Here is a 17,246-nt window from a genome sequence, read left to right on the forward strand (position 1 = left end):
ATGATCCTCACCGAACACCCTCGCCCGTCGCACACCTTCGTGCACATCTCCGACACGCACCTGCCCGGTGAGCGGTCGCCGCTGTACGGCAGCGGGGCCGACGCCGACGCGAACCTGGCGGAGATGCTCGACCGGCTCGTCGCCTCGGGGCTCCGTCCCGACGCGCTGCTGTTCACGGGGGACCTGACGGACCGGGGCGATGCCGCCGCGTACGGGCGACTGCGCGAACTCGTGACGCCCGCTGCCGCGGCGCTCGGGTGCGAGGTCGTGTGGGCGGCCGGCAACCATGACGACCGCCGTGCCATGCGATCGGAGCTCGGACTCGCGGGGGCGGGTGACGAGCCGATCGTCGAGGTGCGGTGGTTCGGGGGGATGCGCGTCATCGTCGTCGATTCGACGGTGCCCGGCGCGCATTGGGGGGAGGTGCCGTCGTCGCAGCTGGTTCGGCTGGAGGGAGAGCTGTCGACGGCGGCACCGCAGGGCACGCTGCTGCTCCTGCACCATCCGCCCCTGCCCACGGTGCTCGACCTCGCCGTGACCGTCGAGCTGCGGAACCAGGACGCGCTGGCCGCGGTGCTGCGGGGGTCGGACGTGCGGGGCATCCTGTCGGGACACGTGCACCACCCGTCGTTCGGCACCTTTGCCGGGATCCCCGTGGCCGTCGCCTCGTCGAGCGCCTACGGTCAGGACCTCGCGCAGCCGGTGGGTGCCACCCGCGGACAGGACGCCGCACAGGGCTACAACCTCGTGCACGTCTACGCCGACACCATCGTGCACTCCGCCGTCTCGCTCGAACGCGGCGCGGACGTCGGAGAGCCGGTGGCCGCCGACGAGGCCGGGCGACGGATCGCCGGCGTCGGGATCGACTGGCGGGACTAAGCCGTCACGAGGTCGTCATCGGCGTCACCTCGACGTCGATCGAGCCGAACGGGAACGGGCTGAACACGCTCCAGGAGTCGCCGGTGAACTGCTCGAGCGGGATCAGCGCGAACCACACGTGCGAGACGACGATCGCGACCACGACGAGCACCCCGACTCCGCGCAGCGTCCACTCCAGCGTCCGCAGCGCCGTGCGCTCGTCGGCCGCCTTCATCACCCGACCGAGCGCGAGCAGCACGACGACGGCGATGGCGATGTAGACGAGGGGGCTCGGCGTGAGCGACAGCTGGATGCACTGCGGAGCCTCGTCCACCGGCTGACCCGCGGAGTCGATGAACCCGCCGTTCCCGTCGACGGCGCCGGGGCAGATGCCCTTGCTCGCGGTCATGAGCGCCGGGTAGAGGAACGCGGTGATCAGCGACCAGAGGAGGACGCGGCGGATCGCGGCGATGACCACGGCGCCGGGGAGTGCGGCGGGTGCCGTGTCCGGGGAGGTGGAGGGGGCTTGCGACGGCATGCGGCGGCTACTTTCGGGGCGGTCGTGTTCATCCTGGCGGATGTGTGGGGTGGGCGGAAGCCTTCCTGGTTTCTCCTCGGTCGTGGGTAGCGTGAAGGAGTGAAGATCACCGCCCGCGCATTCGCTGCCCGGTTCGACGTGCCGATAGCAGAGGCGCGCACCGCTCTCCGGTCCCGTCACGGTGCTCTTCCGAAGGGCGGGGAGGCCTGGGATCTGACCGCCGAGGAAGTTCTTGATCTCTTCGATGAGGTCTTCGCTAGGGAAGTAACTCGGCCTCTCGAGTCGGAGCCGACGCCCGCGCTGCTGACGCAATACGCCCAGATTCTCGCCGAACTGCGCATGCGCGGAGTCGTCCGGACCGGGAACGCGCCACTCGGGGACTACGCCGAGCACATCGCCGCTCGGGTCTACGGTGGCGTTCTCGAGCCGAACTCCGCCAAGTCGTACGACGTGCTCGCGGGTGACCGTCGAATCCAGGTGAAGGCACGAACGAGGAGCGCATCGACGAGTGCGAATGCGGTCTTCTCCGTCTTTCGGTCCTTTGACTTCGACGTCGCCACGCTCTTGGTGCTCGATTCGCGCACGTATGCGCTCCAGTGGGCGAGGGAGATCGGACCGAACGAGGTCCGCAGTGCTTCACGCTGGTCAGCGCACGTGAATGGCCACCTTCTGTCTCTCCGTTCCGCACAGACTCTAGGGCGGGATGTGACGGCGGAGTTCACGCCCTACCTCTGAGAGGGAGTCCCCAGGAAACAGCGGTCGGGGTCGTCGGCGGGGTGCTGGTCGCGTCGGTGCTGTTCGTGCGGCGGGTGGCGCACTTCGTTTCGGTTAATCGGGTGCTGTCTGAGGCGGGGGACGTTGTGACCTACGTCGTGGAAGGGGAGTTGTTCTTCGCGTCGAGCAACGACCTGACGACGTTGTTCTCCTACACCGAGGACCCGGCTCGGGTCGTGGTGGATCTGTCCGGGTCGCATGTGTGGGATGCGTCGACCGTTGCGGCATTGGATGCGATTGAGACGAAGTACGCGAACCTGGGGAAGACGGTGGAGATCGTCGGGATGAACGACTCGAGCGGGACGATGCACGGGCGGCTGACGGGTGGGTTCAAGTAGGCGGGAGCACGCCGCGCCGGTCGGCCAACCCAGGTTTGACCGACCGGCGTCCGCACACCCCGTCCGCGGTCACGGGAGCACGATGACCTTGCCGACGATCCGGCCTTCGGCCGCTTCGGCATGCAACGCCGGAAGGTCGGCGAGAGGGATACGACGGCTGACCTCCAGCGTCAGGTGGCCGCTGTCGAGCAGCCCCACTAGCTCGCGCAGCCTGTCCGCGTCGCTTCGCACGAACACGACGGTCGAGCGAACGTTCCGGGCCGCATCGTCGGGCGCCGGCATCCACGCGGTCGTACTCACAACCCTGCCTCCGTCCCGTACGAGTCGCACCAGGTTGGTGAACTCTTCCGGATCGATGGGCGCGAGGTTGAGCAGCAGGTCGACCGGGGCGGCGAGCACATCCTGCACAGGCGTCGTTGTGTGGTCGATGACCTGATCCGCCCCGGCGGCGCGCACGGCCTCGGCGCTCCGGGGGCTCGCAGTGGCGATCACCGTGGCGCCCGTGCGCTGAGCGAGGGAAATCGCGTACTTGCCGACCACGCCACCGGCACCGACGATGAGGACCCGCTCCCCGGCGACGAGACCGCCGTCATCGAAGAGCGCCTGTCGGGCCGTGAGAGCGACAGAGGGCAGAGCCGCGGCGTCGGCGAGCGGGACGGTGGTCGGTGCCCCGACGAGGACCTCCGCCGGGGCGATGACGTACTCGGCGGCTCCTCCGTCTTCGGCCATAGGCAGGAAGCCGATGACCTCGTCGCCGATAGTGAGGCCGTCGACGCCCTCACCGAGCGCATCGACTGTGCCCGACACGTCGTATCCGGGAACATGCGGGAGACGGACAGGGATCGGTAGGAAGCCGGCTCGCATGCCGTTGTCCGCCGCGTTGAACGCGGAGGCCGCAACACGCAGTCTCACTTCTCCGCGACCCGGCTCCGGCTGCTCTACGTCGCCGTACTGAAGAACCTCGGGTCCGCCCACTTCGTAAAACCGCACTGCCTTCATGATGTCATTCCTCTCGTCATGTGCTTCGAATTCGAAGCACTACGGCGACGCTATCACTCCTTCGAATTCGAAGCAACTGCTAGGCTCATCGCATGAGCACGCCCACACCTCAGCTCTCCGCCACAGAGCTCACCGCCTACTTCGCGTTCACCGAGGTGAGCAGGCTCCTGCGTCATGCCGTCGAGCAGCAGCTCCGCGATGCCGCGAAGCTCAGCTACGTGCAGTTCCAGTTGCTCGCTCGGCTCGGTGACGCCCCCGACGGCCGCCAGCGGATGACCGATCTCGCGGACGGCGTCGTGTACAGCCGCAGCGGCCTCACCTATCAAGCGCAGCTGCTGGAAGACCGCGGGCTCGTCACGCGCGGGCCGTCTCCCGACGACGAGCGCAGCACGATCGTCGCGATCACCGCGGAGGGCCGCGAAGTGCTGTCGACCGTTTTCCCGGGACACATCCAGGCCGTGAAGACGCAGCTGCTCGACTCTCTCGACAGCGACGAGGTGGCGGCGCTCGCTCGGGTCATGACGAAGGTCAGCGCCCACCTCCGGGCGAATCCCCCGCGCAGTGCCGCCTCCCGCAAGCGCACGACCTAACCCGTGGCGCCGGCCCGAGAAGTCGGGGCTGACGCCAAAGGCCCCGGAACGCGCCTGCGCTCCGGGGCCCGATACCGCAGTGTTACGGCTTGACGAAGACCTCGTCTGCGAGGACTCCGGGGGTGACGCGGATCAGGATCGTCTCGCCATCGGGCACGAGAAACGCCTGGGAGCCCGTGACGCTTCCGCCCTTGTACAGCTCATCCGAAGAGAAGTTGTCGGTGAGGATCGCGAAGTTGTCGTAGCCATTGATGACGTTCCCCGCCGACGTGACAGCGTCGACCATGACCTCCACGGCATAGGCGGATTCCGCACCCTTGTACGTGATCGTGTAGTTCACGATCTCGTAGTGCGACCCTGCCGGAGGAGCTTCATTGAACTGGTTCGCCTCTGCAACGACGGCGTCGCCGTCCGGGTTTACGGAGTTGACGACGACGGTCCAGTTGTTGTTGCTGATCTCCGAGCCGAGCGCGAGAGGGTTCTCCCGGCTCCCCTGCTCGCCCGCGGTCGGTTCTTCCGCGGCTTCTTCCTCAGCGTCACCCTCTTCGGTGGGCTGTGTCACCGTGGTCTCCCCCCCGCTGAACGCCTCATCGACGGAGGCAGCGACGACTCCGAGGAACACGAGGACTCCGACGATCGTTCCGACGATCGACAGGACGAGTCCGACGATGCCGAGCCACTTCTTATCTCCCTTGAGGAAGAGCGACACGATGCTCAAGACGAAGGCAATGGGAAGGAGAATCCAGCCAACGATCAGTGCACCGGGAATGCAGGCGAAGACGAAGCCGATCGCGGCGACGATCGCCGACACGAGCGCGAGAACGTTGAGCTTTTTCGGAGGCTCGGCGGGCGAGACAGGCGCGGCGGTGGTGACGGGAGCCGGAGCGCTTGCCTCATCGGCAAAATTCCCCCACTGCTGACCGTCCCACCAACGATTCCGGCCCGAGCCGTCGTCATACCAGCCGGCGGGGGTGTTGTTGGGTGTTGTCATGCGCTCATCCTGGCAGAACGCTGTGAGCGGAAAGCTGCTGTTTGCGGGTTTGTTATGGAACGCCGCGAACCCCCGCGCGCTCGACGATATTCCGAGCGCGCGGGGCACAACTCGCGGTCCTAGGCGCGCCGCCACACGGCCACGACAACCGCCCCCAGGAAGGAGAGTCCGGCGGCCTCGAGGAAGGAGAGTCCGGCGGCCCCCAGGAAGAGCCAGGCGAACCCGCCGGTGAGAGCGTCAGCCGGCGAGGCGCCGGCGAGATCCAGTGCTGACGTCCGAATTCCGGCGATGGACCCGAGCACGGCGAGACCGACCGCACCTCCGATCTGCTGGCTCGTGTTGATGAGGCCCCCAGCGAGCCCCGCTTCCCCTCCCTGGACGCCATCGACCGCGAGCTGGGTGATGGCGACGAACGCGCCACCGAGGCCCACGCCGATCAGCAGGGTCGGGCCGAGCAGGTGAAGGAGAAACACCGCGTCGGACGGAGCGAACGCAAGCCACACGAGGCCGCCGACCAGCACCACGAGGGATGCCGCGAGCACCGCACGGCCTCCTCGCTTGCCGTTGAGGACGGGGACGACACCGGCGACGATCACGAGGGCTCCGGCGAGGGGGAGCTGCGTGAGCCCGGTGGCGAGTGCGTCGTAGCCCAGCACTTCCTGCATGAACACGGAGAGGGCGAAGAAGAGCGCGACCATGGCGGCGCCTCCGAGGAGCATCACGACGTTACCGAGGGCGAGGTCCCGGTTGCGGAAGACCGTCAGCGGCAGGAGCGGCTCCGGCGTGCGGCGTTCGATGACAAGAAGGGCGAGCACGAGCGCGAGGGCCGCGGCGCACAGCACGAGGGGACGTTCACGATCATCGCGCCGTTCGCGCTCAGGGTCGCGCTCGTCGGGCTGATGGAGTCACCGCTGACCGCGAAGCTCGTCGACGAGATCACCGACACCCACTCGAACAAGACGCGCGAGTCGTGGGGGCAAGGCGTCGCGAACGTGCTGTCGGGGATCTTCGGCGGCATGGGCGGGTGTGCGGTGATCGGTCAGACGATGATCAACGTGAAGGCGTCAGGTGCGCGTACCCGCATCTCGACGTACTGCGCCGGTCTGTCTTTGTTCGTGTTGGTCGTGGTGTTCGGTGACTTCGTCGGGACGATCCCGATGGCGGCGCTCGTGGCCGTGATGATCATGGTCGCGATCGGGGCGTTCGACTGGCACAGCGTGCGTCCGTCGACGCTGAAGCGGATGCCGAAGAGCGAGACGTTCGTGATGGTGGCGACCGTTGTTCTTGTCTTGCTAACGCACAATCTGGCGGTAGGGGTTGTCGGTGGGGTGCTGGTCGCGTCGGTGCTGTTCGTGCGGCGGGTGGCGCACTTCGTTTCGGTTCGTCGGGTTCTGGGGCCGGCGGGCGACGTGGTGACGTATGTCGTAGAGGGAGAATTGTTCTTCGCCTCGAGCAATGACCTGACGACGTTGTTCTCGTATCCGGAAGATCCGGAGCGGGTGGTCGTGGATATGTGGGGGTCGCACGTGTGGGATGCGTCGACCGTTTCGGCCTTGGATGCGATCGAGACGAAGTATCGGGCGTTGGGGAAAACGGTGGAGATCGTTGGGATGAATGACTCGAGCGGGACGATGCACGGGCGGCTGACGGGTGGGTTTGAGTAGAGAGCTGAACGATGCGGAGCGCCGTGAGATAGTGCTCTTTCCGGCTCCGCATCGCTCGGAGCGCTCGGCGGATCTAAAACTCATAGCTCGTGACGACACATAAGAGCAGACACGCGTCGATCCGTCTCAACATGCGGAGTCGAGTATGCGAGAGCATAGAAGTATGTCTGTCTCTTTTACATCGACGCCGGATGCAACGACACCCGATAGCAAGGGGACGTCGGGACCGCTGCGGCGTTCGCTGAGGCCGACGAATCCGCGGGTTACGCTCTGGGACCTGCTGGATGAGATGTATCGCGCGGCGACGAACGAGCGCGACAAGGGCTCAAAGTTCGAACGGTTCCTCAAGAGCTACCTTCAGACAGAGCCGAAATATGTGGACCTGTTCTCGGATGTGTGGATGTGGCAGGAGTGGCCCGGCCGAGCGGGCCGCCCCGATACGGGCATCGATCTGGTCGCGCAGGATCGATACACCGGTGAACTCACCGCCATCCAGGCAAAGTTCTACGATCCCGCCCGGTCCTTGCCGAAGCAGGAGATCGATTCGTTCTTCACCGAGCTAGGCAAGGCTCCGTTCGCGAACGGGATGATCGTCACAACGGCACGGAATTGGTCCAAGCACGCTGAGGCCGCGCTGAATGATCAGTCCAAGCCGGTACAGCGGGTAGATCTGAACAATCTCGCCGATTCCCGGATCGACTGGTCGCTGTTCGACCCTCGCACGCCGGAGGTGCTGTACAAGGGGGCGGGTAAGGCTCCACGTAAGTACCAACGCGAGGCAATCGGCGATGTGATCGCTGGGTTCGAGACGCACGATCGCGGCAAGCTGATCATGGCGTGCGGCACGGGCAAGACGTTCACGTCGCTAAAGTTGGTTGAGGAGCATGTCCCCGTTGGTGGTTCGGTGCTGTTCCTCGTGCCGTCGATCGCGCTGTTGCAGCAGACATTGAACGAATGGACTGCGCAGGCCGACGTGCCGATCCGGCCCTTTGCCGTGTGTTCGGATTCCTCGGTGGGGCGGAAGGAGAACGAGGACGTCTCTGCCCACGATCTCGGGTTCCCCGCGACGACCGACCCGGCGAAGCTGTTCCATCGCTTCCAGATCTCCACGGGTGACGAAACGATCTCGGTCGTGTTCTCGACCTACCAGTCGATCGATGTGATCCATCAGGCGCAGCAGTTGGGCCTGGGTGAGTTCGACCTGGTGATCTGTGACGAGGCGCACCGAACCACCGGCATCTCCCAGCCCGGCAGCGACGACAGCGCTTTCGTCCGCGTGCACAACACAGAGTTCCTGGCCGCGAGGAAGCGCCTCTACATGACGGCAACCCCGCGCGTGTACGTCGAGGACTCGAAGGCGAAGGCCGCGAAGGACGGCATCGTCACCTATTCCATGGATGACGAGGACACCTTCGGCCCGGAGTTCCATCACCTCGGGTTCGGGCGCGCCGTCGAGATGGGGCACCTCTCTGACTACAAGGTGCTCATCCTCGCCGTCGACGAAGAATCAGTCGCGACCAGCTTCCAAGACCTCCTCGCACGCGAGGGCGACATGAACCTCGATGACGTCGCTCGGATCGTCGGATGCTGGAACGGTCTCTCCAAGCGCGGTGTGAATGGCGAACGCCTCTCGATCACGGATGACGCGCCGATGCAGCGGGCGGTCGCGTTCGCCAGGAACATCAAAGAATCCAAGGCGATCACGAACCAGATGAACGTCATCGGCCGCGAGCTGCTCATGAACGCACGCAACGGCGACTCCGCCCTCGAATTGCAGGCCAAGCACGTCGATGGCACGTTCAACGTACTGGAACGCTCCGCCCGGCTGGACTGGTTGCAGGGCGGAGACGCGGCAAACGAGTGCCGCATCCTCACGAACGCGAAGTGCCTAACCGAAGGCGTGGATGTTCCCAGCCTCGACGCGGTGCTCTTCCTGAACCCCCGCAACTCGCAGGTCGATGTGGTCCAGGCCGTCGGGCGCGTCATGCGCCGCGCTGAGGGCAAGGAGTACGGGTACATCATCCTGCCGATCGCGGTGCCCGCCTCGCAGGATCCCGAGACAGCACTGAACGACAACAAGAAGTACAAAGTCGTATGGGACGTGCTGCAGGCACTGCGCGCGCACGATGACCGCTTCGAAGCGATGATCAACAAGATCGACCTCGACAAGAAAGCCAACAACCGCATCGACGTCATCGGCATCGGCGGAGGCGGCAACGACCGTGACGCCGGCACTGCGTCATCGGATGCTGGCGCGAACGCCGCGCTGTTCTCGATGGCGAACGCCGCCGAGTGGCAGGATGCGATCTTCGCCCGCATGGTGAAGAAGGTTGGCGACCGCCGGTACTGGGAGGACTGGGCGAGCGACGTCAAAGACATCGCTGACCGTCAGGTCACCCGCATCCAGACGATTCTCGACACCGTGCCTGACGCGCACACTGAGTTCGTCGGCTTCCACGAAGCACTGCAGGCGAACCTGAACGACGGCATCACCAGCCGCGACGCCGTCGACATGCTCGTGCAGCACCTCATCACCAAGCCCGTGTTCGATGCCCTATTCGAGGACTACGCGTTCAGCGAGCACAACCCGGTGTCCCAGGTGATGGATCGTATGCTCACCGTGCTCGACCGCTACCACCTCGACTCCGAGACGGCGCAGCTGGAGAACTTCTACCGCTCCGTCCGGGTACGCGCGGAAGGCATCACGAGCGCGGCGGGCAAACAGAAGATCATCACCGAGCTCTATGAGCGGTTTTTCAAGCTCGCCTTCCCGCGAGTCGCCGAGAGCCTCGGCATCGTTTACACGCCCATGGAAGTTGTCGACTTCATCCTCCGTGCCGTCAACGACGCCCTCGGTGAGCACTTCGGCGCGAGCATTGGCGATGAGGGTGTGCACGTGCTCGATCCGTTCACCGGCACTGGCACCTTCATCGTGCGGCTGTTGCAGTCCGGGCTGATCGACCAGGCAGATCTGCTGCGCAAGTACACGAAGGAGCTGCACGCGAACGAGATCCTACTCATGGCGTACTACATCGCCGCGATCAACATCGAAGCGACCTTCCACGCCCTGCAGCAAGACCAGGCACGTGAATGCGGCGAAGATGCGGATGCTGTCGACTACGCACCGTTCGACGGGATCGTGCTCACCGACACGTTCCAGATGACCGAAGACGGCGACGCGCTCGACGAGCGCATGTTCACCTCCAACAGCGACCGCGTCGTCGAACAGAACGCCCTCGACATTCGCGTGATCGTCGGCAACCCGCCCTACTCGGTCGGGCAGACCAGTGGCAACGACAACAACGCCAACCTGAAATACCCAACCCTCGACGCGACCATCCGCGACACGTACGCGAAGCTCTCTACCGCGACGAACAAGAACTCGCTCTACGACTCGTACATCCGCGCCATCCGGTGGGCGTCCAACCGAGTCTTGAAATCCGACCACGGCGGCATCATCTGTTACGTCTCCAACGGCGGCTACATCGACGGAAACACCGCCGACGGACTCCGCAAAACACTCAGCCGCGAGTTCCACGACATCTATGTCTACAACTTGCGCGGCAATCAGCGCACCGCCGGTGAGCAGAGCCGCAAAGAAGGCGGCAAGATCTTCGACTCAGGCTCAAGAAACACCGTCGCGATCCTGGTGCTCATCAAGCGTCCCGGCACCGTCGCCGACAGCACACTGCATTACAAGGACATCGGCGACTACCTCACCCGCGACGAGAAACTCACCACGGTCGACGGCGCATCCATCGGCACACTCGATTGGCAGACGATCACCCCGAACCCTGAGGGCGATTGGATTAATCAGCGCGACCCGCATTACGACACCTACCCGCCAATAGGTGACAAGAAGGACGCGACCGGACGTACCATCTTCCGCACCTTCGGCCGCGGCCTCGAGACCGGACGGGATGCGTGGGTGTACGGGTCATCCGCCGAAGAAGTGAGATCGAACGTGCGCCGCATGATCGACAACTACAACGCCGAAGTCGACCGCTGGGAAGCGGCCGGACAACCGAAACCTGTCGAGGCATTCATCGACACTGACGCGACGAAGATCAGCTGGGCACGGAGCCTGCGCAGTGCTCTTGCGAAGGGCGAACGGCTCCAGTACGACAAAGGTCGCATGCACGACGGGCTCTACCGGCCATTCCAGAAGCAGAAAGTGTACTTCGCGCGCCTACTCAATCACGAACGTGGCCAGGTGCCTAAGCTGTTCCCGTCGCCCGCGCGCGGCACTCTCGGGTTCTACCTCACTTCACCTTCGACGCACTATCCGACGTTCGAGGTGCTCGCTACGGACTCTGTGCCAGACCTGCACACTTTGGATACAGGCCAGTTCTTCGCCCGCTACTCCTACACCCAGCCCGACGCCAATCAGCTCCTCGCTGAGCCGGAACGCATCGACAACATCACCGACTGGGCACTCGGTGAGTACCAGCGCGAGTACGGTGTTCAAGTCACGAAGGATGACATCTTCTTCTATGTCTACGGGCTGCTGCACTCACCCGACTACCGCGAACGCTACGCCGCCGACCTGAAGAAACAGCTGCCGCGCATCCCGATGGTGCCGGGTCGGGAACGCTTCGAGGCATTTGTCGACGCCGGGCGGAAGCTGTCGGAGCTGCACATCGGCTACGAAACGGTGGAGCCGTATCCGCTCACCGAGTCCATTCGCCAAGGCGCGCCGGAGGATCAGTTCGAGCGGTTCGCAGCGCAGAGGATGAAGTATGCCGGCAAGGCCGGTGCGTGGGACAAGACCCGCATCAAATACAACGCGTTCATCGACGTCGACGGCATCCCGGAAGATGCCCAGCGCTACATGCTCGGCAGCCGCTCCGCGCTCGACTGGATCATCGAGCGCTACCAAGTCAAAACCGACAATCCCTCTGGCATCGTCAACGACCCCAACGACTGGTCACGCGAGCACGAGCAGCCTCGGTACATCATCGACCTCATTGGCCGCGTGACCCGGGTCAGCCTCGACACGATGAAGATCGTAGACGGTCTGCCCGACCTCGGAATCTGAGGCGGCGCAGGCCGCGAAGCTCAAGGAAAAAACCGAATGTCTGAAGAATCACTCGTTCCCATCTGGCCGATGCTCGCCGTCCCCACGTTGCAGATTCTCTCGGATGGGCAGAGCCGCCATCGTCGCGAGATCTTCGATGCGGTCGCCGACTATGCCAACGTGGCAGACGAGGCGCGCGCCGAGACACTGAAGTCCGGGGGTACCCGCTTCGAGCAGCGCATGGGGTGGGCGCTGAGCAACCTCAGCAAGGCACGGTGGGTTGATCGGCCTGAACGTGGACGGTACCTGATCACTGACGCCGGCCGCGCGGCGCTGGCACAGTACCCCGACGGATTCGACTACAGCCTGGCGAAGCTGGTGTTCGCACCGTTCTGGCCCGAGAAGACGAAGGCCGACTCGACGCAGGCGATTACGTCATCCCAATCGGACGAGGTCTCTGATCCGGTGGAGGTGATCGAGGATGCGATCGCTCGCATCGAGGCGCTCGTCGGTGGCGAGCTCCTCGACCGGTTGCGCGACAGCCATCCCGATTTCTTCGAGCAAGCGGTCGTCGATCTGCTGCTGAAGATGGGATACGGCGGTGCGGCCCAGCGGGGCAAGCGCATCGGCGGCACCAATGATGAGGGGGTCGACGGGCTCATCGACCAAGACGCGCTCGGCATTGATCAGGTCTACATCCAGGCCAAGCGCTACAAAGAAGGCAACAATGTCGGGCGCGAGGCGATCCAGGCGTTCGTCGGTGCGTTGCACGGCTTCGGGGCATCTCGCGGGGTGTTCCTCACCACTAGCGCTTTCACCAGTGGTGCCATCGAATACGCGAACAAGGTGCCGTCGCGGATCATCCTGATCGACGGCTCCCGGCTCGTCGAGCTCATGATCGCGTACCGCGTCGGCGTTCAAGAGGAGAAGCACTTCAGCGCCGTCGAGGTAGACGAGGACTACTTCACCTGACCGCCGACTCCTCGGCCCGCGTTAGCCGGGATTTCGAGATCGACCGGGCTCAGCCGCGCGGCGATATCGTCGGGTCATGGGGACTGCGCTTGCCTCGAAGCGGCATCACAACGTGCCGCAGTTCCACCTGCGAGGATTCGCTGACGGTGGGAGCATCACCGGAGCTATCGCGACTAGAAGGGCAGGGAGAATACCGGGCACCTGAAAGGCGCGTTTGGAGACGGCGAACTGCTGACGTTCATCCGGAACATCTACGAGTGCTGCTAACGCGTGCCATGCGAAGGACATACGCCTATGGGCGTAATCCAGCACCGAGGGAGCGTCAAGCGACTGCGTCGATGCGCTAGTTCCCCCCAAACCTCTCCCCCGAGCTCACCTGCTGCGCCACCCGCCGCAAAGCCAATAACAACGGCTCGACCAACACCGACCCCAGCACCACGTACCGCACCGCAGCTTCCGCGGAGCCCTCCGGCACCCCCGCGATCTCCGCATCCGCGATCCGCCGCATACTCGCGAGGTACTCCTTCATCGCCGCCTCCGGCACCGTGAACCCGACGCGCTCCAACCCCTGCAGCGCCCGCGCGACCGCATGCAGCACCGCCTCGTCGCACATCCCCGGCTTCCACCCGAGCCCCGCGACAAGAGCCTCAGCCTCCGTCAGATCCAAAGACTCGTCCACCGGCGGAATGATCGCCGCATGCGCCGCGCCCAGCAGCTCGTGCGCGCTCTCCGGCGGATCATCCAGCGCACCGACCACCCGCCTTGTCTCGGCGATACTCACCCCCGCGTCGAGCAGCGCCCGGATCACCCGCAGCCGCTCCACGTGCTTCTCGCCGTACGCGGCCTGAGTCGCGGAACTGCGCTCACCCTCGGGCAGCAGCCCCTCGCGCAGGTAGTACTTGATCGTCGGCACGGTCACGCCGGTCTGGGCTGACAGTTCGGAAATTCTCATGGCCACCTCTTGACTTTGATAGTAGCGCTATCCAGTATGGATAGTGCAGCTATCCAATCAAGGAGACATCATGTCGAAAGTCATCACGGGCCGCATAACCCACCGCCACGACGGCGAGCTCGTCGTGTTCCACATCGGGATGCAGATCAACCGCTGGTGGCGCCCCGACCTGTGGCTGCCGGCGTTCGTCGCCATGCCGCGCATGCTGCGCGAGCTCAGCACCGAGCCCGACTCCGGCCTGCTCGGCTACCAGCTCCTCCTCGGATCGGGTGGGCCCTATGTCGTGCAGTTCTGGTCGTCCGTCGACAAGCTCTACGCCTATGCCTCGAACCCGGACCAGCAGCATCGTCCGGCATGGACGGCCTTCAACCGCGCCGCCCGCAAGGCTCCGGGAACGGTCGGCGTGTGGCACGAGACGTTCCTCGTCGACACCGCCGAGAGCGTGTACGTCTCGACGAAGCGCATGGGCCTCGCAGCCGCGACGGAGCACGTGCCCGTGCCGCGGCGACACGACCGTGCGCAGGCGCGGTTCACGGATGGGCGGACAGCGGCAGCCCACCCGAGAGCCGAACACTCCCAGGCCAACACTCAGTGAGCCCCTTGATGCGCCGGGAACCGCACCATCTCCGACACCATCGCCTGGACTACGTTCGTAACCCAAATATATTGCAATCGTCCTCACGTGTGAGCTTTACTCACTGCAGATACAGATCGCATAGGAGGATCCATGAGACGGTACATTCCCAGCCTCGGCCTGGTGGCTGGCCTGAGTGTGGCTACAACGCTGCTCCTCGCGGCTCCCGCTTCGGCCGATGCGGGACTTCTCTCCGACGCCGAAGAGTCGGCGATCCGCTCCACGATGACCGAGGGCGGCATCGACCTGGAGATCCAGGATCAGCTAGTCGACAAGATGGAGCACGGCGAAGCTCCTGACTCACTTGCTGGAAAGGGTCCTGTGCGGACGATGATCGAATCCACGAGCACCGGCACTCGCACCATCAGCATCTTCGCCGACGGTTCTCGGAGTTGGACCGAACTCGAGCTTCCAACCGGTGCGTCAGACGCAGCAACACGCTCCTCGATCAGCGGTTGCAGAAGCTCCGCGGGCTGGAAGGTGGGATGCCGGGTGGGAGTCTACGACCTCATCAGCAGCGCGACCTTCGTCATCGACTACCAGACCAGCACTTCAGGTCGCGCGAGGGTTCGCGACATGCGATCGCTCACCTGCGACAACGTCGCCGGCTCCTGCACCCGATCGGGCAGCATCAAGCGGGCGACGCAGAGCGCCGCGGGCCCGGCATGGGCGGAACTCCGGTACACCGCGAACTTGGCCTGGGCAACCACAAAGGGCTCTATCGGGATCCGCGTAAGCGGCACATCCGTCTCCACCTATTGAACGCCGCCAGCGCCGCAGCACGAAGGAACCCCAATGTTCGGAAACGTCTTCGCTGTCACCGTCATCCTCCTCTGGCTCGTCGTCGTCGGCGGTGCGGGGTACGCCATCTTCCTCTTGGGAAGAGCGGCCTACCGCCGACTTCGGTACAACTCTCGTCGTGATGTCGAGCAGAAGCGACGTGGGAGCCCGCATCTTCGTTGACGATCCGCTCGGAGGCGACGGCTCGTGGTTCTCGATGGTCTCGCAACGACGTCAGAACCTCGTCGGGACGCTGAGTACGTGGAGCATCTTCGCGCTGAGCCTCATCCCCACCCTGGCGTCCTGCTCTCCCGAGGAAACGTCACCTTCGACCGCCTCCTTCGCACGGACATCCGCGACGATCGTCCAGCCGACCAACGCGGCCTATCCGGTCAACCTGATCTTCGTGGCCGCGCCCGACGACGCGATCTGGACGAACCTCACCGGCATCATGCTCTCGGACGACCTCTCGGTCCCGCCGGGCGACTTCACCGTCGCCCGCGGAGACGGTGCCAACGGGGTCACGCTCGGGAACGTCACCTTCACTGTCGACATTCCCGCCGCCGGGCTGTCGTTCCGTACGGTCGGCCTCGTCTTCGCGGGCTCATCGACGATCACTCAGGTGCCCGTCGGCAGCTGGTCACTGAAGGGCGCGCCGGCCGACGATTTCGCCTCCGCAGACGCCAGCGCGGACGTGGTCGGGATGCCGAGGTGCACAACGGCTGACTTCCCCGTTCCTGATGCTGTGGCGTGGGTACAGCGCTTCGACCCGGGCTCACCAGACGTCCACGCAGACGGGGTCTCATTGGACACACGGTCGCACAGCGTCACAGCGGAACTTGCATGCGACGGAGACTTCGACTTCCGCGTCATGAGTCCGTCCATTGACTACACGGACGGCAGTGGCAAGGCACACACCACTCGCCTCGCGCCCGTGTCGATCGGCTTTCAGGACGTCACCGATGAGGACCTGCAACGCATTGCGAGTCGTTGACGCTTCACGAGGAGGGAACCACGATGTTCGGCAAGCAGCCCGAAGGGTGGTTCTCGACGATCACGAAGCCTCGCCGTCACCTGATCGCGACCCTCGGCGTGTGGACCTGGTTCATCGCCGCATTCATGGGCGGCGGACTCCTGCCACACATCGCACCCGTCCTCGAAGTGACTGCGATGGTGGGCGTCGCCAGCTGGTACGTCGCGATGATGAGGAGCTATCGCAGTGGCCTTCGTCGCAGCGATGGACCCTGACCCAGGCGATTGATCAGCGTTTCCCGTGCTCGCTTCTCGAGTGGACGGTCATCTGTTCGTGCGCCGTCTAAGCTCTCTGCGTGCTGCTCGTCCTGCTCGGGCCGATGCGGAGCCCGCGGCGCCGACCTGGGACAGTGGAGGCATCGTGAGTGACGTGAGAGCAACGTTGGCTTGTCTGGCCAACGAGGAGGTCGCTCGGGTTTTCGCGAGCATCGTCCTCCGAGTATCCGCGGGCGACATCCCCCGGGCAAAGGTGGAGAGGGCGGTCGACGTTCTGACCCGGAGCGGCCTCATCACCGCGACGGGCGACAGCCTCTCCCTGAACTCCGAAGGCATCAGGGCGGAACCGTTGATGCGCCGGCGCAACGAGCCCGATCTGCACTCGCCGCGCTCCGCGCCGGGCTACGGTATCGAGATGGACCAGCCGCGCCTGATCGTCGAACCGCTGCAACGTCTCACCGACACCGATGGCGCGGCATTGGCGTCACTCCTGACGCAGCTCTCCGCATCTGCCGAGTTCGATCGCGCTCGAACCGAGGCGGTCATCGCACACGAGGCGACGGAGCTCCTGGTGGCGCGTGACTCTGGGCGCATCGTCGGCACCGCCACTCTCGTGACCGCGCCTTCCCTGACCGGGCTCCGCGGGCACGTCGAAGACGTCGTAGTCGACGAGGCGTCTCGGGGGCGGGGCATCGCGCGGCTCCTTTTGGAGCACATGACTCAGCTCGCGCAAGAGCGCGGGCTCCGGACGCTCGATCTCACCTCACGCCCGTCCCGAGAGTCCGCACTGCGGCTGTACGAGTCCGTCGGGTTCCGCAGGCGTGAGACGAACGTGCTCCGATTCAGCCCGACCGCGGACTAGTCACGTCGCGATCCCCCGCAGCAACCGCT

Annotated in this window: 16 protein-coding genes and 2 pseudogenes; 13 read left to right on the forward strand and 5 right to left on the reverse strand. The window is 64.8% G+C overall.

All coding sequences use genetic code 11. The annotated features are described in order from the left end of the window. A complete protein-coding gene (locus AB1285_RS14155; protein WP_370428095.1) occupies positions 1-879 on the forward strand; it encodes a metallophosphoesterase in 879 nt (292 codons plus the stop codon). Positions 880-883: 4 nt separating this feature from the next. Here the strand turns inward: AB1285_RS14155 and AB1285_RS14160 are convergent, their stop codons facing one another. Continuing rightward, positions 884-1,396: a hypothetical protein gene (locus AB1285_RS14160; RefSeq protein WP_370428096.1), complete on the reverse strand. Its 513-nt coding sequence runs from the start codon at positions 1,394-1,396 to the stop codon at positions 884-886. A gap of 99 nt (positions 1,397-1,495) precedes the next feature. On the opposite strand from AB1285_RS14160, the gene AB1285_RS14165 reads away from it, so the two are divergent. Together AB1285_RS14165 and AB1285_RS14170 are read left to right on the forward strand one after the other, a co-directional pair. Further along, positions 1,496-2,131, forward strand: a complete 636-nt coding sequence (locus AB1285_RS14165) for a hypothetical protein (RefSeq protein ID WP_370428097.1) — start codon at positions 1,496-1,498, stop codon at positions 2,129-2,131. Positions 2,132-2,151: 20 nt separating this feature from the next. Beyond that, positions 2,152-2,508, forward strand: a pseudogene (locus tag AB1285_RS14170) (STAS domain-containing protein); the annotation flags it as partial. A 69-nt stretch (positions 2,509-2,577) separates the two neighbouring features. On the opposite strand, the gene AB1285_RS14175 reads toward AB1285_RS14170, so the two are convergent. Continuing rightward, complete coding sequence (locus AB1285_RS14175; protein ID WP_370428098.1) at positions 2,578-3,507, reverse strand: NADP-dependent oxidoreductase; 930 nt, start codon at positions 3,505-3,507, stop codon at positions 2,578-2,580. Between the two features lie 92 nt (positions 3,508-3,599). On the opposite strand from AB1285_RS14175, the gene AB1285_RS14180 reads away from it, so the two are divergent. Continuing rightward, positions 3,600-4,097 (forward strand): MarR family winged helix-turn-helix transcriptional regulator, encoded by a 498-nt coding sequence (locus tag AB1285_RS14180; RefSeq protein ID WP_370428099.1) that lies wholly within the window; start codon positions 3,600-3,602, stop codon positions 4,095-4,097. 82 nt (positions 4,098-4,179) lie between these two features. On the opposite strand, the gene AB1285_RS14185 is transcribed toward AB1285_RS14180, so the two are convergent. Together AB1285_RS14185 and AB1285_RS14190 are read right to left on the reverse strand one after the other, a co-directional pair. Continuing rightward, complete coding sequence (locus AB1285_RS14185) at positions 4,180-5,196, reverse strand: hypothetical protein (protein WP_370428100.1); 1,017 nt, start codon at positions 5,194-5,196, stop codon at positions 4,180-4,182. Between the two features lie 11 nt (positions 5,197-5,207). After that, positions 5,208-5,930 (reverse strand): MFS transporter, encoded by a 723-nt coding sequence (locus AB1285_RS14190; RefSeq protein WP_370428278.1) that lies wholly within the window; start codon positions 5,928-5,930, stop codon positions 5,208-5,210. 6 nt (positions 5,931-5,936) lie between these two features. On the opposite strand from AB1285_RS14190, the pseudogene AB1285_RS14195 reads away from it, so the two are divergent. The 3 genes and pseudogenes from AB1285_RS14195 to AB1285_RS14205 all read left to right on the forward strand — a co-directional run. Then, positions 5,937-6,752, forward strand: a pseudogene (locus tag AB1285_RS14195) (SulP family inorganic anion transporter); the annotation flags it as partial. Between the two features lie 163 nt (positions 6,753-6,915). Next, positions 6,916-11,790, forward strand: a complete 4,875-nt coding sequence (locus AB1285_RS14200) for a DEAD/DEAH box helicase (RefSeq protein WP_370428101.1) — start codon at positions 6,916-6,918, stop codon at positions 11,788-11,790. A 69-nt stretch (positions 11,791-11,859) separates the two neighbouring features. Next, complete coding sequence (locus AB1285_RS14205) at positions 11,860-12,741, forward strand: restriction endonuclease (RefSeq protein ID WP_429977480.1); 882 nt, start codon at positions 11,860-11,862, stop codon at positions 12,739-12,741. 343 nt (positions 12,742-13,084) lie between these two features. Here the strand turns inward: AB1285_RS14205 and AB1285_RS14210 are convergent, their stop codons facing one another. After that, entirely contained in the window at positions 13,085-13,693 is a 609-nt protein-coding gene (locus AB1285_RS14210; protein WP_370428103.1) for a MerR family transcriptional regulator, read from the reverse strand. A 70-nt stretch (positions 13,694-13,763) separates the two neighbouring features. Here AB1285_RS14210 and AB1285_RS14215 point away from each other — a divergent pair, with 70 nt between their 5' ends. The 6 genes from AB1285_RS14215 (at position 13,764) to AB1285_RS14240 (ending at position 17,217) form a co-directional block, all read left to right on the forward strand. Beyond that, positions 13,764-14,288 carry a DUF4188 domain-containing protein gene (locus AB1285_RS14215; RefSeq protein ID WP_370428104.1) on the forward strand — a complete coding sequence of 175 codons (525 nt, stop codon included), beginning with the start codon at positions 13,764-13,766 and terminating at the stop codon, positions 14,286-14,288. 132 nt (positions 14,289-14,420) lie between these two features. After that, on the forward strand, positions 14,421-15,089 hold the full coding sequence (locus tag AB1285_RS14220) for a hypothetical protein (RefSeq protein WP_370428105.1): 669 nt from the start codon (positions 14,421-14,423) through the stop codon (positions 15,087-15,089). A 33-nt stretch (positions 15,090-15,122) separates the two neighbouring features. Beyond that, positions 15,123-15,290, forward strand: coding sequence for a hypothetical protein (locus AB1285_RS14225; RefSeq protein ID WP_429977481.1), 168 nt, complete (start codon positions 15,123-15,125; stop codon positions 15,288-15,290). 223 nt (positions 15,291-15,513) lie between these two features. Continuing rightward, positions 15,514-16,101, forward strand: coding sequence for a hypothetical protein (locus AB1285_RS14230; RefSeq protein WP_370428106.1), 588 nt, complete (start codon positions 15,514-15,516; stop codon positions 16,099-16,101). Positions 16,102-16,124: 23 nt separating this feature from the next. Further along, complete coding sequence (locus AB1285_RS14235; protein WP_370428107.1) at positions 16,125-16,355, forward strand: hypothetical protein; 231 nt, start codon at positions 16,125-16,127, stop codon at positions 16,353-16,355. A 352-nt stretch (positions 16,356-16,707) separates the two neighbouring features. Continuing rightward, positions 16,708-17,217: a GNAT family N-acetyltransferase gene (locus AB1285_RS14240; RefSeq protein ID WP_370428108.1), complete on the forward strand. Its 510-nt coding sequence runs from the start codon at positions 16,708-16,710 to the stop codon at positions 17,215-17,217. Positions 17,218-17,246: the final 29 nt, after the last annotated feature.

Source organism: Microbacterium sp. NRRL B-14842 (assembly GCF_050470785.1).